General features: G+C 44.7%; 12 protein-coding genes and 1 pseudogene. 4 read left to right on the top strand and 9 right to left on the bottom strand.

Annotation, left to right across the window (positions count from 1 at the left end):
* Positions 1-133: 133 nt before the first annotated feature.
* Both H4O21_RS05910 and H4O21_RS05905 read right to left on the bottom strand, forming a co-directional pair.
* The gene (locus H4O21_RS05910) at positions 134-1558 is read right to left on the bottom strand and encodes a JHBP domain-containing protein (RefSeq protein WP_182807918.1); all 1425 of its coding nucleotides are present in this window, start codon (positions 1556-1558) and stop codon (positions 134-136) included.
* A gap of 327 nt (positions 1559-1885) precedes the next feature.
* Entirely contained in the window at positions 1886-2896 is a 1011-nt protein-coding gene (locus H4O21_RS05905) for an alpha/beta hydrolase family protein (protein WP_182807917.1), read from the bottom strand.
* A 490-nt stretch (positions 2897-3386) separates the two neighbouring features.
* Here H4O21_RS05905 and H4O21_RS05900 point away from each other — a divergent pair, with 490 nt between their 5' ends.
* Positions 3387-5648 carry a transporter substrate-binding domain-containing diguanylate cyclase gene (locus H4O21_RS05900; RefSeq protein WP_255487159.1) on the top strand — a complete coding sequence of 754 codons (2262 nt, stop codon included), beginning with the start codon at positions 3387-3389 and terminating at the stop codon, positions 5646-5648.
* Positions 5649-5811: 163 nt separating this feature from the next.
* Here the strand turns inward: H4O21_RS05900 and H4O21_RS25770 are convergent, their stop codons facing one another.
* The 3 genes and pseudogenes from H4O21_RS25770 to H4O21_RS05890 form a co-directional block, all read right to left on the bottom strand.
* Positions 5812-6300 carry a GTP-binding protein gene (locus H4O21_RS25770; RefSeq protein ID WP_255487167.1) on the bottom strand — a complete coding sequence of 163 codons (489 nt, stop codon included), beginning with the start codon at positions 6298-6300 and terminating at the stop codon, positions 5812-5814.
* 57 nt (positions 6301-6357) lie between these two features.
* Positions 6358-6833 (bottom strand): annotated as a pseudogene (locus H4O21_RS25765) (CobW family GTP-binding protein); the annotation flags it as partial.
* 183 nt (positions 6834-7016) lie between these two features.
* Positions 7017-7985, bottom strand: a complete 969-nt coding sequence (locus H4O21_RS05890; protein WP_182807915.1) for a GlxA family transcriptional regulator — start codon at positions 7983-7985, stop codon at positions 7017-7019.
* 261 nt (positions 7986-8246) lie between these two features.
* On the opposite strand from H4O21_RS05890, the gene H4O21_RS05885 reads away from it, so the two are divergent.
* On the top strand, positions 8247-8858 hold the full coding sequence (locus H4O21_RS05885) for a LysE family translocator (RefSeq protein ID WP_182807914.1): 612 nt from the start codon (positions 8247-8249) through the stop codon (positions 8856-8858).
* Between the two features lie 158 nt (positions 8859-9016).
* On the top strand, positions 9017-10723 hold the full coding sequence (locus H4O21_RS05880; protein WP_182807913.1) for a protein adenylyltransferase SelO: 1707 nt from the start codon (positions 9017-9019) through the stop codon (positions 10721-10723).
* 328 nt (positions 10724-11051) lie between these two features.
* Here H4O21_RS05880 and H4O21_RS05875 read toward each other — a convergent pair whose 3' ends face one another.
* Entirely contained in the window at positions 11052-13694 is a 2643-nt protein-coding gene (locus H4O21_RS05875) for an MFS transporter (RefSeq protein ID WP_182807912.1), read from the bottom strand.
* 652 nt (positions 13695-14346) lie between these two features.
* Here H4O21_RS05875 and H4O21_RS05870 point away from each other — a divergent pair.
* Entirely contained in the window at positions 14347-15630 is a 1284-nt protein-coding gene (locus H4O21_RS05870) for a glycerophosphodiester phosphodiesterase family protein (RefSeq protein WP_182807911.1), read from the top strand.
* 67 nt (positions 15631-15697) lie between these two features.
* Here the strand turns inward: H4O21_RS05870 and H4O21_RS05865 are convergent, their stop codons facing one another.
* The 3 genes from H4O21_RS05865 to H4O21_RS05855 all read right to left on the bottom strand — a co-directional run bounded on the left by H4O21_RS05865 (position 15698) and on the right by H4O21_RS05855 (position 18200).
* Positions 15698-16558, bottom strand: a complete 861-nt coding sequence (locus H4O21_RS05865; protein ID WP_182807910.1) for an urea transporter — start codon at positions 16556-16558, stop codon at positions 15698-15700.
* A gap of 136 nt (positions 16559-16694) precedes the next feature.
* The gene (locus H4O21_RS05860; RefSeq protein ID WP_182807909.1) at positions 16695-17231 is read right to left on the bottom strand and encodes a YaeQ family protein; all 537 of its coding nucleotides are present in this window, start codon (positions 17229-17231) and stop codon (positions 16695-16697) included.
* Between the two features lie 459 nt (positions 17232-17690).
* Positions 17691-18200 carry a hypothetical protein gene (locus H4O21_RS05855; protein WP_182807908.1) on the bottom strand — a complete coding sequence of 170 codons (510 nt, stop codon included), beginning with the start codon at positions 18198-18200 and terminating at the stop codon, positions 17691-17693.
* Positions 18201-18296 lie beyond the last annotated feature (96 nt).

Below are 18296 nucleotides of genomic sequence, written 5' to 3'. Positions count from 1 at the left end.
GCGGTTTGCGAAGTCACTTAACGGCATGTACTGCGTAGTAACTCGCTATGCTCTCCGACCACGGGCCGGAGAACACAAGATATGTTTTAAGGTATGAAAGAGCGCCATCATCACAGCATGACGCCTGAAAACACTAGATATCTTCAATGACGGTTTCTGCGCCATAATGCATACCCGGTTGCAGTAATGGCAACGCGGTCTGCAGCTCAGAAAAGTCTCTTGGTGCGTACTGGTACTGAACAAACTCTGTATCCAGCAGCTGCATTTTCATTAAGGTTTCTGCCACCAGACCAGCGCAGAAATAGTCACTCTTATTCGGGTTATCCACTTCCATTAACCCCATGATGTATAGACCATCCATATCATCGGTATAAGGCTTACCATCCATACTTTCTATAAAGCCTTTGACCTCTGGCCAGTTGTCTCTGGCGATGGCAGAAGAAGCCCCGGTCTGGACAGCTTTGCGGTAACAAATAACCGAATTGGCATCTTCATGACGGTAATCGCGCAGCATATCTTCTAAATAATTCAGCTGGATGCCTGACTTAGCTTCCATATCTCTCAGGACGCCATGATGGGTACTGGACGTGGCTTGCCAGATACAGGCCCGGCCATCGGCGATATCGGATTCTTTAATCACTACGACGACATGAGAGTACCGGCTCTGAGTTAAGCGACGAATTCTCAGAGAGGATGGGTAAGAACCGGCAAACAGAATAAGATCACCGGTTCTGGCTTCCTCCAGCAGATTATCAAGACTGACTTTAGGAGCCGTATTGGTATCAATAGCAGGCACCTGCCAGAACATAGGGAAAGGCAACTGGCCGACGCCATCCAGCCCCTGCAATAAGCGGGGTGGATTATGTGTGCTACCTTGCTGCTTTTTCAGCTTGTACAAACCTTCCAGTCTGGCGATCACTGCAGCGTGCTCGGTACAAACCTGATGTAACCGGACATCAATAAAGTATGCTAATTTCGATCCGACGGCTTTAGCAATCAGTGTTTCAAAGCGGGATTTAAACAAAGGTAATAATTTGCTCAGGGCATAACTATCTTCCAGTTTAAAATCTAAATCTTTTATATCGCAGCTCGCAGAATCCAAACTAATACCCGAACCGCTTTCAGAGACGGCAAGTTTCAGCGATATTTTAAGTTTTATATCTTTTGCCCGTATATTAAAACTACCATCCGATTTTAAGTTATGTTTCAGCAGTAATACTTTGTAATTACCTTTTAAATGGAAATCATCACTGCTCAATTTAATATCAGAAAATCTCAGATCGATATTAACCTTACGATTTGGCAGATCCAGATGCACATTGGATTCCGGCTGCAAAGTAGCCAGCCCGGTCAGGGTCGGCTGGCCGATTCTGACCGACATATTCACTTTTTTAAGCGCAACCTGCTCGTTCACTTCAGCGTCTACGGTGAATGGATCAAGAGGAGGGATATTGATCTTACCGTTCTGATACCCCTGGCGAATAACACCCGATAACATCTCTAGATTTTCAGTAAAAAAGTCGTGTAATGAGTGCGAAGAGCCTGCTTGTCCATTCATTCTGATGATTCCTGTATACGTCAATCAGCACCTGAAAAAAGCGCCTCGGTCGAAAGCAACCAGGCTCTCCTGCCAGTAAACAGGAGAGTATCGGAATACTTTTTTCAGATATTTATCACCTCTTTTATTGCATAAAAAGAAGTGGAAGCTTTCAGGCAGAATCATCACAAAAATATAATTAACTTACTATTACTGCTCATTACACAGACAATAAAATCAGAGAAAATAAGATTAACTGAGAACAGGTTAACCCCTGTCAATTTGTCAGCAAGCGCTAACTGATGTTTTTGATTTATTATACAGTCGGCACATACTATCATGAATGGATTATCGCCCAGGCAGACTCTGTACAATACTCGCAATTATTTTTTTATGGTTTTCCTCTCGTGTGTATTGGTTTAACTCACTGCATATGCCTGCCTCTCCTTCAATGGATAATATTTTAATCCCTTTAGGGGTGCATATGCTAAATGCACTAAATGCTACTGCAGAGCTAATTTCACTGATATTGAATAATGGAATTTTAGAAAGATTATCTGAAGGAGCTAGCGCAGAGTCAAGCTCTCCTGAAAGGCTAATCACTGACACCTTACCTTTTACATCTCTAAGACTATTAGCATCTAATGTTTTAGTTAACTCTGGATTGATAATTACAATGCTTCTTATTCTATCGTCTTTTTTCAATTTAGTGACCAGGTCACCAGAGACACTACTAATATCTACTTTGTTATTTGAAAACCACTTACAATCGATATTAACTCCAGCATCATTACAGGACGCCTTATATTTTTTAAGATCGAATTTAGCTCCTGCAAGCGTCAGCATGGATGTACCACCTAAGAAAAAGCCGACACCTGTAGTATTCTCTTTGTCAATGTTACCATCAAAAAGACTAATATTATCAATACCTGACAGACCTGTAGATATATCACCAGGCCTTAAATAAAGCTCATCAATGGCCTGATCTGGCACAAGTTCATCATATTCAGGTGGTTTAGGAGTAATAACAATGTACCCTTCTTTTGATAAAGATGATGCAATCCACCCAACATGAGAAAAGGATGACCTCATGCCACCATGAGATAGAACAATAATTGGAAATTTTCCAAGAGCTATATCCGCATCCAGAGCGACATCAACAGGTAAGAAAATTTTTTTATTACCAAAACGAAAGTTTAATTTTTGTTCTTTCGTAGGATACCAATAATATACTTCTATATTCTTTCCTCTGTCTTCACTATAGATACTTTCAATTTTTAAAGCAGCATTAATATCTGCAACGGCTTCAAATCCAAAAGCTAATAACATTGTAAGTACAATGCTTTGTATTTTTTTCATTTTAACTTCCCGGATATGCTTCTATGACTATTCTTCAGCCTGATTACATAACACAGCCAGAGTGATCAGGGCTAAATTGCTGAGTGGTTACTGGCTTTACAGGGGCTTTTAGCATTCTTTTTTCCCTGTCAACCTGCTGTTTACTTGTGAGTATTTTTATCGGCTGTCCACGCCTTAAATCACTCACACGGTTCACTGCTCTTTTATGGCTATTGCACTTTTACCTTGTTTCAGTCCATCAGACAAGCAGCCATTTTCAGGATACACCCAAAGAATGTAACGTATCGTTCTGATTTCCTTCTATACGAGAAGCACTGCTTATCACAACCGCTCTGCTGGCACAGATGGTAAACAGGGGCTAAAAAATCGATTTTTGTGTCAAATAAAACCAATTAACTCAGCAGGTTGACGATTTGGGTCTAATATATTTATGAACCTTTAAATATTAAGAAGTAATCACCTTCCCTTTACTGATACCGAGTTTTTATTGATGCCAAAGTTATTTTTCTTATCTGCGCAGTTTCTAATTTTAGCTGTCGCTCTCATCCCCTTGTCAGTTAAGGCTGAAGATACCCTGCGCTTACAGTTGCTCTGGAAACACCAGTTTCAGTTTGCAGGCTACTATATGGCCGTACATAAGGGCTTCTATGCTGAAGAGGGCATTAAGCTTGAGCTGACTGAGTTCGATGACGGTACAGATCCATATAGCGCTGTGACCAGTGGAGATGCTGACTTCGGTGTCGGACGTTCAGCTTTACTGATTAATAATGCTAAAGCAAACAGGCTTGTGGCTCTGTTTGCAGCTTTTCAGCAATCCCCTCTGATGCTGCTAACAACTGAATCATCAGGCATTGCAAAACCAGCAGATCTGCTGAATAAACGTATTATGATCACGAATGATGCAAAGGAGGTTGGTGAGTTACTGGCAATGTTGCTGCAATCCGATATTACCAGAGAGGATTTTAAGCAGCAGCAGCATAGCTATAATATTCAGGATCTGATTGATGGCCATACCGATGCAATGGCATCCTATATTTCCAACGAGCCTTATGTCATGACCAAAGCGGGGGTGGGTTTTAACATTATCCATCCTAAAGACTCTGGCTTTGATATGTACTCCGATATTTTATTTACCACCAAAGACTTTGCTCTCAGATATCCTGAATTGACAGAGCGCTTTTACAGAGCCTCCATACGCGGCTGGCATTACGCATTTAATAACATCCGGCAAACTGCTGAAGTTATTTATGATCACTACAATAGTCAGAACAAATCGCTGGAGGCTTTGATATTTGAAGGGGAAGCATTAAAGCCGCTGGCTTACGATGACCAGGGAAACTTCGGCACCTTATCTCTGCGCAGGTTTAATGAAATGGCTCAGGTTTATTTGATCACGAATAGTATTACCCGAGGTTATCGCTTCGATGAGTTTATCTATAAACCTGCCAGTAATCATTTACGTTTTACTCAGAATGAACTGGACTATCTGGCACATCAGGATTCCCTGAAGATCTGTATCAACCCTGACTGGCATCCCTATGAATCCTATCAGGCCGGCCTGCATCAGGGCATGGTGGCCGACTATCTCCAGCAGATTATGGATGATATTGGCGTTAAATACCGCATAGTCGCATCCAGTACCTGGCGTGAAACCCTGAAACTGGCCCGTAGCAGCAAGTGCGACCTTGTCGCCGGAGCAATGCAGACCATTCAACGCAGTAATTATCTGGATTTCAGCAGTCCTTATCTGAGTATTCCGGCAGTCGCTGCTACACTGCCCGAAAATCGAAACATCCAACTAAAAGATCAACGCATTGCGGTTAAAGATCAATCCGCTTTTCATGATATTCTGCTGGATCGTTTTCCAACGGCTGAGATTGTAGCAGTAGACGACATGAGCGATGGGTTTCATATGGTGCTTAATGGTGAAGTCGAGGCTCTGATTGACGCAAAGGCCAGTTTAATCCATAAAATGAGAACAGATCAGATCACAGGCCTGTCAATCAGTAATCTCCTATACGATAGCTGGGATATCAGTATTGCCCTATCTAAGGATAACCCGATATTACTGAGTGCTATTAATAAAGCAATCAGTGCCATTCCCCAGGAAAAACATGAACAGATTCTGCAACGCTGGTTTAAGATTGATTTTAACACCGTGGTAGATTATTCCCTATTGTGGAAGATCCTTGCCGGAATAGGCGTTTTAGCCAGTTTCGCTTTATATCACTACTTCCATGTATTGCGTTACAACAAAAAGGTAGTCCGCCTGGCTGAGCGGGATGAACTAACTGGCATTTTAAGTCGACGTAAGTTACATCAGGAATTAGAAGCCTTCGAAAAACAGTCTGATCGTCGCCGCAAACCACTTTCTCTGATCTTTTTTGATGTCGATAACTTCAAGCAGATCAATGACAGCCTGGGACATGGTACCGGCGATCAGGTACTGATTGATCTGACTCGCCTTGTGATGAGTAATACACGCCAAAGCGATCTGTTTGGCCGATGGGGTGGCGAGGAGTTTATCCTGATAATGAAGGATAGTGACCTGAACAGAACTCATGCCGCAGCAGAAAAAATTTGCCAGAAAGTAGCCGAACACGACTTCAGCATCAGCCGTCAGGTCAGCTGCAGCTTTGGCATTGCACAATTCGATAATGAAGAGTCCATAGACAGCCTTATTATGCGTGCCGATGAAGCCATGTATCAGGCTAAAACCAATGGGAAAAACTGTGTGATTGATGCAAGCTAAGTGACTGTTGAATCATAAATCCAGCAGGGGATGTTTTGACCCGAGGCCAATTAGCTTTTTATCTGAAACCCTATGAATTCTGGCCTGAGACTCACCCGAGCAGAGGAGTCATATTGTCCCCCATAAAGCCAGACACGATTTCCATCCTGATATAACAGAGTAGTTATCGGTTCAGACAGGCCTTCATACTGTTTTCAATCTTTTCCCAGTCTAACTGGCGAGGGCTGATAATTTCGATGCGCGAGTCCCGACGGTAGGCTACCTTATCGAAATCATGTTCGTCCTGGACCCGGTTAAACAATACCCAGTCACGACCGATGCGGATGACTCCCTTAATTCGATTGATCCCCTCCAGTCCATTCAGAATCTCTTCCAGTGCCCAGTAATCGAAACAATCATCCCGGTGGAAAATCCAGCCGCAACTGAAGAATCCGCTACCATGACCCGTTTTACAAATCGGTTTACCCGGTTCTGGTAAGGTTTCAGCGTCCTCTCCCTCTTTGTCCTGGTGATCGTGGTGGTGATCAGCATGATGGTGCTTATGGGCATGGGGAAACTGAGCACTGAACTGACCATTTCTCACAAAGTCCAGAAATGCAGGTTCAATGACCGCCTGAGTCGTTCGACCGATATGTTGCTTAGGCGGGAACATATTGCCCAGACTGGTTTCGGCAATCTCAACCAGGGCTTCATCTGCCAGATCACATTTATTGATCAGCACCACATCAGCCAGACTCAGCTGATCCTGAAAGGTTTCATTGCCAACAACCTCTTCTTGCGTAAGAAGACGAGGATCAAGCAAACAAATTGTTGCTCGCAGGTCCAGCACATCTTTGAAGGAAGCGCCCATCAGTGTATCAATAATCCCTTCCGGATGTCCCAGGCCTGTAGGTTCGATAATAAGGCGATCAGGGTTAGCGCGCTCAATTAACAGGGTCAGTGTTTTTTCAGGGAAGCACCTACAGCACAGCACATGCAACCACCAGCCAGTTCTTTAACATGGAGGCCGTCCTGATCTGGTAGCATCTCCTGATCAATACCGACCTGACCAAATTCATTCACCAGGATAGCCCAGGATTCATCTTCCGGTTTATTAGCCAGTAATCCATTAATTGCTGTGGTTTTGCCCACTCCCAGAAATCCAGTGATGATATTTGTTGGAATGGATTGGTATTGTTGGTTCATAACGTCTCTTTGTTATAGTGTAACAGCCGCGCTCATCATCATGATTATGCAGCATCAGGTCAAATGGAGTGTCGCTTTCTGCCGCGATTTAATAGCTGGCGAGGGATATCAGACAAATCCGTTAAGCATTTTGTTTTAATCCGCAAGATATGATCAACAACTTTACTGTCGAGAATATTTTTCTTACAGGCTCTGCCTGCGATACTCGCCAGGGGTGATACCTGTGTGTTTCTTAAACAATCGATTCAGGTAGCTCACATCGTTGATACCGGTCTCCAGAGCAATCTGAGTCAGTGAGTAGTGACTATTGGTTAAACGCCAGCATATATACTGGAGTTTCATCTCGATCCAGTAAGCGTGAGCGGTTACCCCAAAACTTTCCTGAAACTGCCGGTCCAGCTGCCGCCGGCTGATACCTGTAGCCGACGCGATATCGGCTATTGTTTTGCTCTCTGCCATCCAGCTGCGCATCAGCGCAATGGCCCGATGCAACAGCTCATTAGGAGGCAGACTGACTTCGATAGAGCGCAGTAAATGCGACTGCCCTCTCGATTCATCCACCATCATATCTGCCAGCCCTTTAAGCGCCATTTCTCTGCCAAAGTGCCTGGCTAGCAGCTCCACAGCCAGATCGATTGCCGCAGTTCCACCACCACAACTACTAACTTGTCCGTCAGTACAGAACAGATCATTTTCCAGCACTGAAATATTCGGAAAAAGACTTTTAAACTCCTGACGATGGCGCCAGTGTACCGCTACTTTTTTCCTTCTCAGCACACCGGCTTCTGCCAGCGTAAAGCAAGCATTATCCACTGACACCAGATGAATCCCCTGTGCCAGTGCTTTTCTTAACCAGGGTCTGACCAGATCAGCCTGTAAACAGGCTTGCTGCGAGCTTCGGCAGCCAAATAGGATCAGATAATCCACAGACTGAAAATCTACTGCCTCCAGAGCAATATCTGATTCAACCCGGATACCACTACTGGAATACAGAGGTAACTGATTGATACTCGCCACCTGCCATTGGCAGAATTTCTGGCGACTCAGATCTTCTTCATCTGCCGTGAAGCGTAGTTTCTCGATAAACCCGGAAAACGGTAACAGGGCAAAATCAGGCAGGGGCACCAGAAGAAATGAAAGCAAAGAGCTCATTATGGTTTGTCTCAAAATGTCCAGAACATCTTAAAATACGTCCAGATAATACAGAAACAAAAACACCAATGACACTTAAACTGAAGATCTGAGCAAAAGTGTCGCTGTAAAAGACAACAGTCTTCTCCAGTAACAACGAGGAAATATTGCAATACCTTTGTTCACAATGTAATAGGGTGAATCTTGCCAGCGTTCAGAACATGAACACAAAGATCTCTCCCTGAAACAATTGACTGATCAACGATATGACGGAATAGCGTTATGGATTTTTATATCTGGCTGACATTTGCTGCTGCAGCTCTTGGTTTATCAATCACTCCCGGACCAAATAGCTTACTGGCGCTGACACACGGCGTCACATATGGCTACAGGCGGACCTGCTTTACTATTCTGGGTGGTGTACTGGGTTTTCTGATTCTTTTTGCCATCTCTGTCGCTGGACTGGGGCTATTGCTGCAAAGCTCCCCACTGGCTCTGACACTGTGTAAAATTTTTGGCAGTCTGTATCTGGCATGGCTGGGAATGCAGCTATGGCGTAAGCCATTTACCGGTATAGAACAAACAGGCACAGAGCCACTGCGAAGTAAAAGTCAGCTGTTCAGGCAAGGTGTGCTGGTCGCTTTGTCCAACCCTAAAGTGATTCTGTTTCTGGGCGTCTTTCTGGCCATGTTTATTGATACCAGCCAACCGCTGGAAAACCAGTTTATCACTATGGCATTAACTCTGGTGATCATTGAGTTTGTGGTGGAACTTCTGGTCGCTATGGCAGCTTTTAAAGCTCGTCCATGGTTACAAAAAAAAGGCCAGCAGTTTAATCAATTATGCGGCTCGCTGTTCATCGCACTGGCAGTTATTCTGCCGTTTTCACAATAAGAACGTTACAGTATCACCTAATCAGGCTTCAAAGCTCTGTATGTGCTATGCTCCTGAGCAAAAAACTGAAGTATATTTTTATTTAAACCACTGTAGATACATTTGCGTATACGGCTGCGATATATCGTATCTGACTGACTATAAAAGGTTTTGCTACTATGACATCTCCATCCGAATCTTCAGTGCCATCAGAAGTGGCCAGCCTGGAAGCATTTGCACAACTTGCTGATTATTCACTGATAAACAGCCTGAATGCTGACCCTGATGCAACAGAAGACGGTTACGATCATCGTCCTCGTCAGGTGTTCTCTGGTCATTTTGTGCCTGTAATACCAACACCGATAACCGAACCAGAGTATGTCAGCCACAGCAGTATTTTTTTTAACGAGCTGGGGCTAAGTGATGCTCTGGCGCAGGATGATGCCTTTCGCCGGATCTTTTCCGGCGATCTTTCAGTAGCACCAGAGCCCATGAGCCAAAAAGGCTGGGCAACAGGATACGCGCTATCTATTTATGGTACCGAATACACTCAGCAATGCCCGTTTCGTACCGGTAATGGTTATGGCGATGGCCGGGCCATTTCAGTATTTGAAGCAAACATCAACGGTCAGCGCTGGGAGATGCAGCTTAAAGGAGGAGGCCCAACACCCTACTGTCGTGGAGCGGATGGACGTGCTGTACTGCGCTCCAGTGTGCGTGAATTTTTAGCCCAGGAATATATGCATGCCCTGGGAGTACCGACCTCACGCTCACTGACGCTGTATACTTCAAAATCTGAAACGGTCGCGCGTCCCTGGTACTCTCCGGGATCATATTCTACCGATCCGGATATTATGATCGACAACCCGGTCGCGATTTCGACCCGCGTCGCCCCCTCTTTTTTACGTGTGGGGCAGATCGAGTTATTTGCCCGTCGCGTTCGTAAAAGTGCCTATCCTCATGCACTTGAAGAACTAAGAATGATCGTTACCCACCTGATTGAGCGGGAGTATAAACAAGAGATCGATTCAGAACTGGCTTTTACACAGCAAGTGGTAGAGTTGGCCCGGTTATTCCGCCAGCGCTTAACCTCATTAGTCGCTAACTGGATGCGAGTTGGCTATTGCCAGGGTAATTTTAACAGCGATAACTGCGCAGCAGGCAGCTTTACCCTGGATTATGGACCTTTTGGCTTCTGCGAAGCATTTGATCCTGAGTTTCAGCCCTGGACTGGCGGCGGCAGACATTTTTCATTCTTTAATCAGCCCCTTGCCGCTGAGGCGAACTTTCATATGTTCTTCAGCGCAGTTCGGCCATTGCTAGCTGATGATTCCAGCGCGATGAATGAACTGGACCAGATTCGCCGTGGCTTTGCCGAAACAATGAAACAACAGCTTGAAATAATGTGGGCGGCTAAACTGGGCCTGGAGTACTTTAATCCGGAATTATTTTCGGCATTGAAAGAGTTGATGGAACGTGCAGAAGTGGATTACACCATTTTCTTCCGTGAACTGTCAGACTTACCAGAAGATATCTCAGCACTGAAAAAAAGCTTCTACGTCAACACGTCATCATCACTGGATGAACAATGGAAAGCATGGCTGATAAACTGGCATGTCCTGCTAGCAGAACAAGGTAGTGATCAGACAGAGCTCTCAATCCGGATGAAGCGGACGAATCCTAAATACGCCTGGCGGGAATGGTTGGTGGCCCCGGCTTATCAGAAAGCGATGGAAGGAGACTACAGCCTGGTTAAAGAGCTGCAAACGGTACTGAATCATCCCTATGATGAACAGTCTGCCGAAACGGAAGAGAAATACTATCGCCTTAAACCGAAAGAGTTTTTTAATGCTGGCGGGGTATCACACTACAGTTGCTCTTCCTGACCTGGAAATAAATGCTTTGAATAGACGTAGCTTGCTGTAAAAGCCCGCAGATAAAACATTATCACTGTCTGACTAATAATCTGGATAGCTTAGTCAGGCAGTGATGGATGTGAATGATGAAAAAATACTCCCGCCTCGGTGTACGCCATAATAGGTAGATTAAGCAGAACAAACAGATCTTCTGTAGTGGCTGGTTGCTGTAACCGGGTTCAGCTATCTATGTTCGGCAAACATCGTTTTACTATGGCAGGTCTTTCAAACCCAACCCGTCAAGGGCAGTAGCGATCGTTTTTTGAGCCAATGTCACTCAAAGATGGAAGTATCAATATTAATCCTGCCTCTTATTCTTATCCAGATCAGAGACCAGATCACTGGATTGCACCTGATCCGATCCTTCTAGAGCTTCAACAACATCTGATGCACTTTCAGGCAGAGCATCAACCACTGCAGCACCGATATCAACAGCTTGCTCAGGCATAGCATCCGCCAGACGAGATACCAGTTCAGCAGCTTCTTGTGCTACTTCCAAACGAGCCGTTTGTTCTGTGCCGTCACCCTGATTATCCACCGATGTTTCCCACTCAGCCTGTATCTCAATATTCACAGCCTCCGAGTCATTCTCATCATCAGATTGACGTTCAGACAGGGCATTAGCATATCCCGTTGCAACAGCAACGGCAGCTTCAGGCAGCGCTTCAGCAACAGCCACACCAATATCAACCCCCTGCTCAGGTACAGCATCCGACAGTCGGGATACCAGTTCGGCAGCTTCAGCCGCCACACTATTTTTTTCCGGATTATCGTCAGATACACCGATGGTCTCTGTGTACCCCTGATCCTGCACAGACGTTTCTGAATCCGCTTCAGCCAGTTCTGACTGACGATCCGAAATAGTGCTGGCATACTCAGTCGCAACAGCAACAGCCACATCAGGCTGGGCTTCAACAACCGCCACACCAATATCAATTGCCTGCTTCGGAGCAACCTCGGCAAGGCGGGTTACCAGGTCTACTGCATCCTGCTGCCAGGATTCATCACCGGTATTCGCTATCATCTCGGACTCTGCAGAACTCTCCGTTATCGCTGTTTCGGCAGTTTCAGGACCTGAATCTGAAAGATCAGCCTGCCTTTCATATAAATTACTGGCAACTTCCGCTGCCACTGTGGCGGCACTATCCGGTACTGCTTCAACAATAGCCGACGCCACATCCAAAGTCTGTTCAGGTGCCAGTTCAGACAATTGACTTACCAGCTCTGCCGCAGCCTGATCAGAGGTGTCATCTTCTCTGTCTGCCGGTCTGACTGCGCCATATTCATCTCCCATCACCTGGGCATAATATTCAGCGACCTCAAGAGCAGATTCAGGCGCAGATTCAACAGCAACCCGCGCCATATCAACACGCAGCTCCGGAGAGATTCTGCCAATTTCTGCGGCAACGGCTACAACATCATCCGGGTTGCTCTCTGCCAGTTTGCGTACCAGCTCATACCCCAGCTCAGGTGTTGCTTTAACCATGGCGGAAGTAATCTCCAGAATCTGATCCGGCACAACATCAAGCATAGATTCATACAGTCGCAGCGGATCAACCCCTTCTACTTTGGCAACCTCAGCAACAATATCCACACCTTGCTCAGGTTTAGCCTGGACCATCGTTTTAGCCATACGTACAGCAGTCCCCGGATCACTTTCTGCAATCTCAACTGCCGTTCTGACTTCAGGGCTTAAAGGCATAGTCGCTTCGGTGTACTCAATACGCGGGTCCAGCTCAACAGATGCCGGTACAGCACCACTTTGCATCACAAAGTTTTCCTGATCTTCTGCAGGCAGAGCCGGGCGAATACGCATTCTCAGAACCACAAATGCAGCCAGAATCAGCTGAACAACACCCACCTGGTAGTACAATGTCTGACTGCCAAACAAGCCCATTAGCAGTGAAATAGAATATGGACCTATCATCCCGCCAATGGAAAAAGCCAGAATCAGACTTCCCATCGCCGAAACCATTTCACTTTGTTTCAGTTTATCGAAAGTCTCCGAAATACTGAGCGGATAGGTACAGGCGATAATCCCGGCAGAAATTGCCGTGGCAACGGACATAGCAACAAACATTTCCAGATCAGCCAGAAGCTGGATTGAGAATCCCACAGCACTGGACAACAGTAACGCCATCAACAATACGGAACGGCGATCAAAACGATCAGACAGATAGCCCACCGGGAATTGCAGTAAAAATGCACCCAGCGTGGCAGAACCGACATAGATAGACAGATCAAAGCCCTCGATTCCATAGTGGGAAGCAAACAGGGGAATCAGGTTGAAAACAGCTGCATACACAATGCCAGAGGTAAAGCAGGCGACAACCCCAAGCGGTGAACGACGAAACAAGGCCACAATAGACATTGAGACAGTTTCAGTCACTTCAGGCCCTCGGTGACGACTCCAGGACATAGGAATCACAGCCAGACACAGAATAATACCACTCAGTACAAACAAGATAGCTTCTGTCGGAGAAGCAATATTAATCAGAAACTGTCCTGCAAAGGTAGCCCCCAGAATAACGGCATTGTAGAAAGCCAGAATTTTACCACGGGTATCTTTGGTCGAAGCACCGTTCAACCAGCTTTCCATTGCGGTATAAGCACAGGCATTACAGAAACCAATCAGGATACGCATGGCTCCCCATAGGACTGGATCAGCATACAGACTGCACACCAGAATACTCACTGCAGCCAGTGCAATAGATCCGGCAAACATGCGAATATGCCCAGCCCGACTAATCAGGCTTTTACTTATTACACTACCAGCTAGCATACCTACAAAATAGAGTGAAAGCACAAGACCAATAGTGTCTGTACTCATCAGCTCCAGCTGCATACGAACGGGTAGTAGAATATTAATAAGGCCATTGCCGAGCATCAGGATAAAACAACTGATGAACAACGACAGCAGCGACACAATTGTCGAGCGCACAGGCGATTACTCAGGTAAAAATGAATTTAAGAAAATTTATCAGGAGTTAACCTGAACAGGTTAACGAGGGGGCGAGTATAGGGCCAGAAAAAGCAGATGTGAACCCCTCAGAATGCAATTATTTTTATATTATTGTATCTGTCCTTTATATAAACGGTTTATTCATTACCAGATTAGCAGAAAAATATTTGTCTCCTGAGTATTTTTTTAGCAGTTATCACCAAACTGAATAACAAAGACAATATATAGAAAATTTATATATATGGATTCACAACTCAATGGCTCGACAGTCCCGCATCTTCGATCAGTCAAGTCATAAAGACGGCAACATAAGCTCGTTCCCGGATAGTGTCAGCCCACAGGCAGAATGATTATATGACAATTCCATTCCCTCTTTCATTCGACTCCTTAATAAAATAACCTGATAATTATTAAGTCCTGAACATATTCGATTTTGCTATTTTTTCATTACTCTATCAATGTCTCAATATAAATACAGCTTTCCTCTTCGCTCCTTGGCCAGAGAGGCACAGGGAATAAATGTCGAAAAACTTTAATGTAAGTGTGTATCATCAGTATCAGGCAGATCCAATACTGCTCATAAGCAAAACCTGAATACCCGGACTGTTTATATATTAAGGCATGCACGATTATGAAGCAGAGAACAACCATCCTGAGAAGATGGGCAGGATTAATTCTGACAGTATTGAGCCCTGTCAGTCTGGCCCTGGCCCCAATCACCACTGCCCAACTTGGCCCTCGCCCCTTTTTTCTGGTTGATGCTATGACAGACAGCCCATTAAAAGAGCGCCTGACTCAATGCCAGAACCAGTCATTTCCTCCCAGCCTATTATCAATTGGTCATCGTGGCGCCCCTCTGCAGTTTCCTGAACATACTCGTGAATCTTATATTGCAGCAGCCCGAATGGGAGCCGGAATCCTGGAATGCGATGTAACCTTCACTCAGGATAAGGAACTCATATGCAGGCACTCTCAGAATGATCTGCACACGACAACAGATATACTGACCAGACCTGAACTGGCCGCAAAATGCTCAACACCGCCTGACTACAGCAGTTCAACGCCGTTTAAACAGGTTGAGTGCCGTACCAGCGATATCACCCTGACAGAGTTTCTGTCATTAAAGGGGAAAATGGATTCAGGAAACCCTCAAGCCAGCACACTGAAAGAGTATATGAGTGCCACAGCATCTTTCCGTACAGATTTATATGCCAGTGAAGGTACTCTGATGAGCCACAAACAAAGTATTGAGCTTTTCAGGCAACTCGGTGTAAAAATGACACCGGAACTGAAGCAGCCTGTGGAAAAGATGCCCTTTAAGAGTAGTTTCAGCCAGCAGGATTATGCCCGAAAGCTCATTAATGAATACAAAGAAGCCGGGATTCCTGCTGCTGATGTATACCCTCAGTCCTTCAGCCTGCAGGATATAGCCTATTGGATAAAACACACTCCTGAGTTTGCTGAACAAGCCGTTTATCTGGATGGTCGCTACCGGGATAAGAGTTTTATACCAACAGATCCGGACACCTTTACTCCTTCAATGGCAGAACTGAAATCCCGTGGTATTAATATTATTGCTCCACCTTTATGGATGCTGGTAACCACTTCAGAAGCCATTGATAGTAACAGAATTATCCCATCACCTTATGCAACAGAAGCGCAAAAAGCAGGACTTGGTATTATTACCTGGACTCTGGAGCGTTCAGGCAATCTGACCGAAGGTGGGGGCTGGTATTACAGAAGTATTTCTGATGCTATCAGCAATGATGGCGATGTATATAAGATTCTGGATGTCCTGGTGCAGGATATCGGTATACGGGGTATATTTTCAGACTGGCCTGCTACAGTGACTTATTATGCAGGCTGTATGAATACAACATCGTCTTTCATCGAATATAACACACCTGCCAATTAACCCGGAAAACAGAGATATTCAGGGACTTTTGGTATGACAGATCACTTTTAATCCATTATTTTTAAATTCAGCCTGAAGGCTGTTTTTCCTTCAAAAAATCAATGATCAGGAGGCTATATACAAGCAAGACAAAAGGAGCGGTAAAAGCAATAATATTCATCCCGAGGAAAGCCTGGCTCAGTAAGACGCAGGCAAATGGCGACAGGAACAGTAACCACCACCGCTTTTTGAATGATGGATTACTTAATAGAACCAGAATGGCAAGAATAGCATTAAAGCAGAAAAAACCCTGCTGAATAAGCGCTGCATCTGTAACCAGAATATCAGCGAAAAGTGAACTGCTCACTGCCGCCCACAATATCCAGCCAGTACATTGCCATCGACTTATTACCAGAGCAATCAGGATAATCACACCACTTAGCTCATTTTGTTGAAAAGCAACCTGTGCAATACCATTCAATACAGCCTCCGGGAGTGACCACCCGGACGACGTTACGCTAAACGCATTAAATGGATAGTCAATAGCGCTCAAAGCAGCTATTACCAACCAGCTGCTGACAATAAAAGGGGAACTGTACGGCTTAAAGCAGAAGAGCTTTAGCCAGAGCGCCATAATGATAACGGTCATGACCGCTCCAATAATGAGCACCATAATTGTTATAGGAGATAGTGGCAACCAGATTGCCAGAGCAATGCCCAGAAGGGCTGCATTGTATCCATATATCCCTGAGTTAAGCAGGGTTTTATCAACCTGTAATAATGAAGCAGTCAGGTTTGCAATTTGCACCGTAATCAGAGAACTCAGAAGCAATATGGGAGCACCTGCTACAATAGCCAGCATAAATAGCAGCCCAATAAACCGGTTTTGCTGAAAGCCGATTTGAGCAAAGCTATTCAGGGTTGAAGAAATCCACTGAAATTTCACCATGACATATATGGATAAAAATATTTCGACATTCTTTGTTCGTTAGCACGATAGGCCCCGACAGGTTCGCTGGAAAACTGCCGGGCAGAAAGAAATAATCAATCAGAGTAAACCTGAAGTAATATCATGATGAAGACAATTATTTCCAGCTTTCAGGTGTGACTTCGACTGTTTTTCCCCCGGCATTAATCCAGGCAGTACCATCCTGAATTGTCACCTGAAGCTGCATAGTTCTTTCTGTCATTTCAGAAAGCCCCTTCACAACCTCATCGGGAATAAAGAACACCCGCAGATTACTGAAACGGGTCAGCTTATTTCTGGTCTGATCCCACCAGACTGGCGCAGCATTATCACCATATGCGTACAGAATCACTTCCTTCGCTCTGGCAGATGCTTTACGCAACCACTTTTCATCCGGACATCCAAGATCAATCCATAATTCAATGTCATCTGAATAATTTTTCTTCCAGACCTCTGGTTCATCATCGGCACATAACCCTTTAGTGAACTCAAGACCTTCTGTAGCATTGAGTGCCCACGCCAGAATACGCAGCATCATACGCTCATCTGTCTCAGAGGGATGCTGAGCGATAGTCAGATGCTCTTCCAGATAGACCCCTCGGTCCATATCAGCCATATTGACCGTTGCTTTAAATACCGTTGCTTTTAGTGCCATAGAGCACTCCTGACAAATTTATTTTGCGAGGAATATAAAGCCTGATCAGCAGAAGCACAATAGATGTTCAGAACAATATCTATAATATTCTGAAATGACCTGCAGAAATTTTTTCGATATTTCTACCCTTTGTCTCTCCGGGCACGAAAGAAAAAAATGTCTACAGAGGAGCTGAATAAATAAGACTGGAATAAGAAATCTTTGTATCCACTGATCAATAACCATAGAATATAAGCAGATAATTAACTGAAGAAAAATGCCTTAAGCACCTGTACAAAAATTCTCTGGATATTTAATCTTTTACCTCCCCGACCACTAGTCGGAGAGGTAATAAAGATCTATTCTGAGGCACTTGGCTGGAATAACTGGCTACTCGGCTTACCTGCATACCAGAACATTCCGCACGACTTTCATTCAGGTACAGACTATAAATATAGCTAAACAGATATTATATGGAAGCTATACTTTGTCAGGGTTAATTTCATCACGCATTCTGGATATCAGTTTGCTGAATTTTTTCTGAAATAACTGACAAGCATCACTCTCCTGCTGTCCTTGCCTTTTCAACAGTCCCTGAAGCTGAGGACTGAGTTCTGGAGCGGCTTGTATCTCTCTGCGCGTTTTATTCAGATCATCTCTCATCGCCGTCCAGTTCTCCAATAAAAGACAAACTTCAATATAGCAAGAGTTAATCTCTTCAGAAGCATGTAAATTGAGTTCAGGTGTCAGCTTATTAAAAAGTTCATCAAAGGCATAATCTTTGCCTTTATTCACTGACGACACAGCACTTTCCATCATAACCGCAGCTCTGGTATAAACCTGTTGCCGGGCTTTAAGAACTTCGATTTCTACACCGACACGACTCATAGCATAGTCCATCTTCTGTTTGAAAGATAAAGCCATCAGCGATGCAACTAATGCCAGAGTGACCGATGTAACCACTATTACAAGTCCAAAATATTCCGTCATATATACCTGAATCTCCCTGGTACACGTTTAATCGATAAACATACAATAAAGCAGAGTTCTGGCCAGGACTCACGGTAAAAAAAGCCTCTTTCAAAA

This window comes from Oceanospirillum sediminis (assembly GCF_014164585.1).
Lineage (GTDB): Bacteria > Pseudomonadota > Gammaproteobacteria > Pseudomonadales > Halomonadaceae > Oceanospirillum > Oceanospirillum sediminis.
The sequence above is the reverse complement of the archived record's forward strand: the minus strand, read 5'-3'. Positions and strand labels throughout refer to the sequence as shown.

Bases quoted from the DNA above. Each gene is read 5' to 3' on its own strand.
- H4O21_RS05910 (WP_182807918.1), bottom strand. From the start codon at position 1,558: ATGAATGGACAAGCAGGCTCTTCGCACTCATTACACGACTTTTTTACT.
- H4O21_RS05905 (WP_182807917.1), bottom strand. From the start codon at position 2,896: ATGAAAAAAATACAAAGCATTGTACTTACAATGTTATTAGCTTTTGGA.
- H4O21_RS05900 (WP_255487159.1), top strand. From the start codon at position 3,387: ATGCCAAAGTTATTTTTCTTATCTGCGCAGTTTCTAATTTTAGCTGTC.
- H4O21_RS25770 (WP_255487167.1), bottom strand. From the start codon at position 6,300: ATGTTCCCGCCTAAGCAACATATCGGTCGAACGACTCAGGCGGTCATT.
- H4O21_RS05890 (WP_182807915.1), bottom strand. From the start codon at position 7,985: ATGAGCTCTTTGCTTTCATTTCTTCTGGTGCCCCTGCCTGATTTTGCC.
- H4O21_RS05885 (WP_182807914.1), top strand. From the start codon at position 8,247: ATGGATTTTTATATCTGGCTGACATTTGCTGCTGCAGCTCTTGGTTTA.
- H4O21_RS05880 (WP_182807913.1), top strand. From the start codon at position 9,017: ATGACATCTCCATCCGAATCTTCAGTGCCATCAGAAGTGGCCAGCCTG.
- H4O21_RS05870 (WP_182807911.1), top strand. From the start codon at position 14,347: ATGAAGCAGAGAACAACCATCCTGAGAAGATGGGCAGGATTAATTCTG.
- H4O21_RS05865 (WP_182807910.1), bottom strand. From the start codon at position 16,558: ATGGTGAAATTTCAGTGGATTTCTTCAACCCTGAATAGCTTTGCTCAA.
- H4O21_RS05860 (WP_182807909.1), bottom strand. From the start codon at position 17,231: ATGGCACTAAAAGCAACGGTATTTAAAGCAACGGTCAATATGGCTGAT.
- H4O21_RS05855 (WP_182807908.1), bottom strand. From the start codon at position 18,200: ATGACGGAATATTTTGGACTTGTAATAGTGGTTACATCGGTCACTCTG.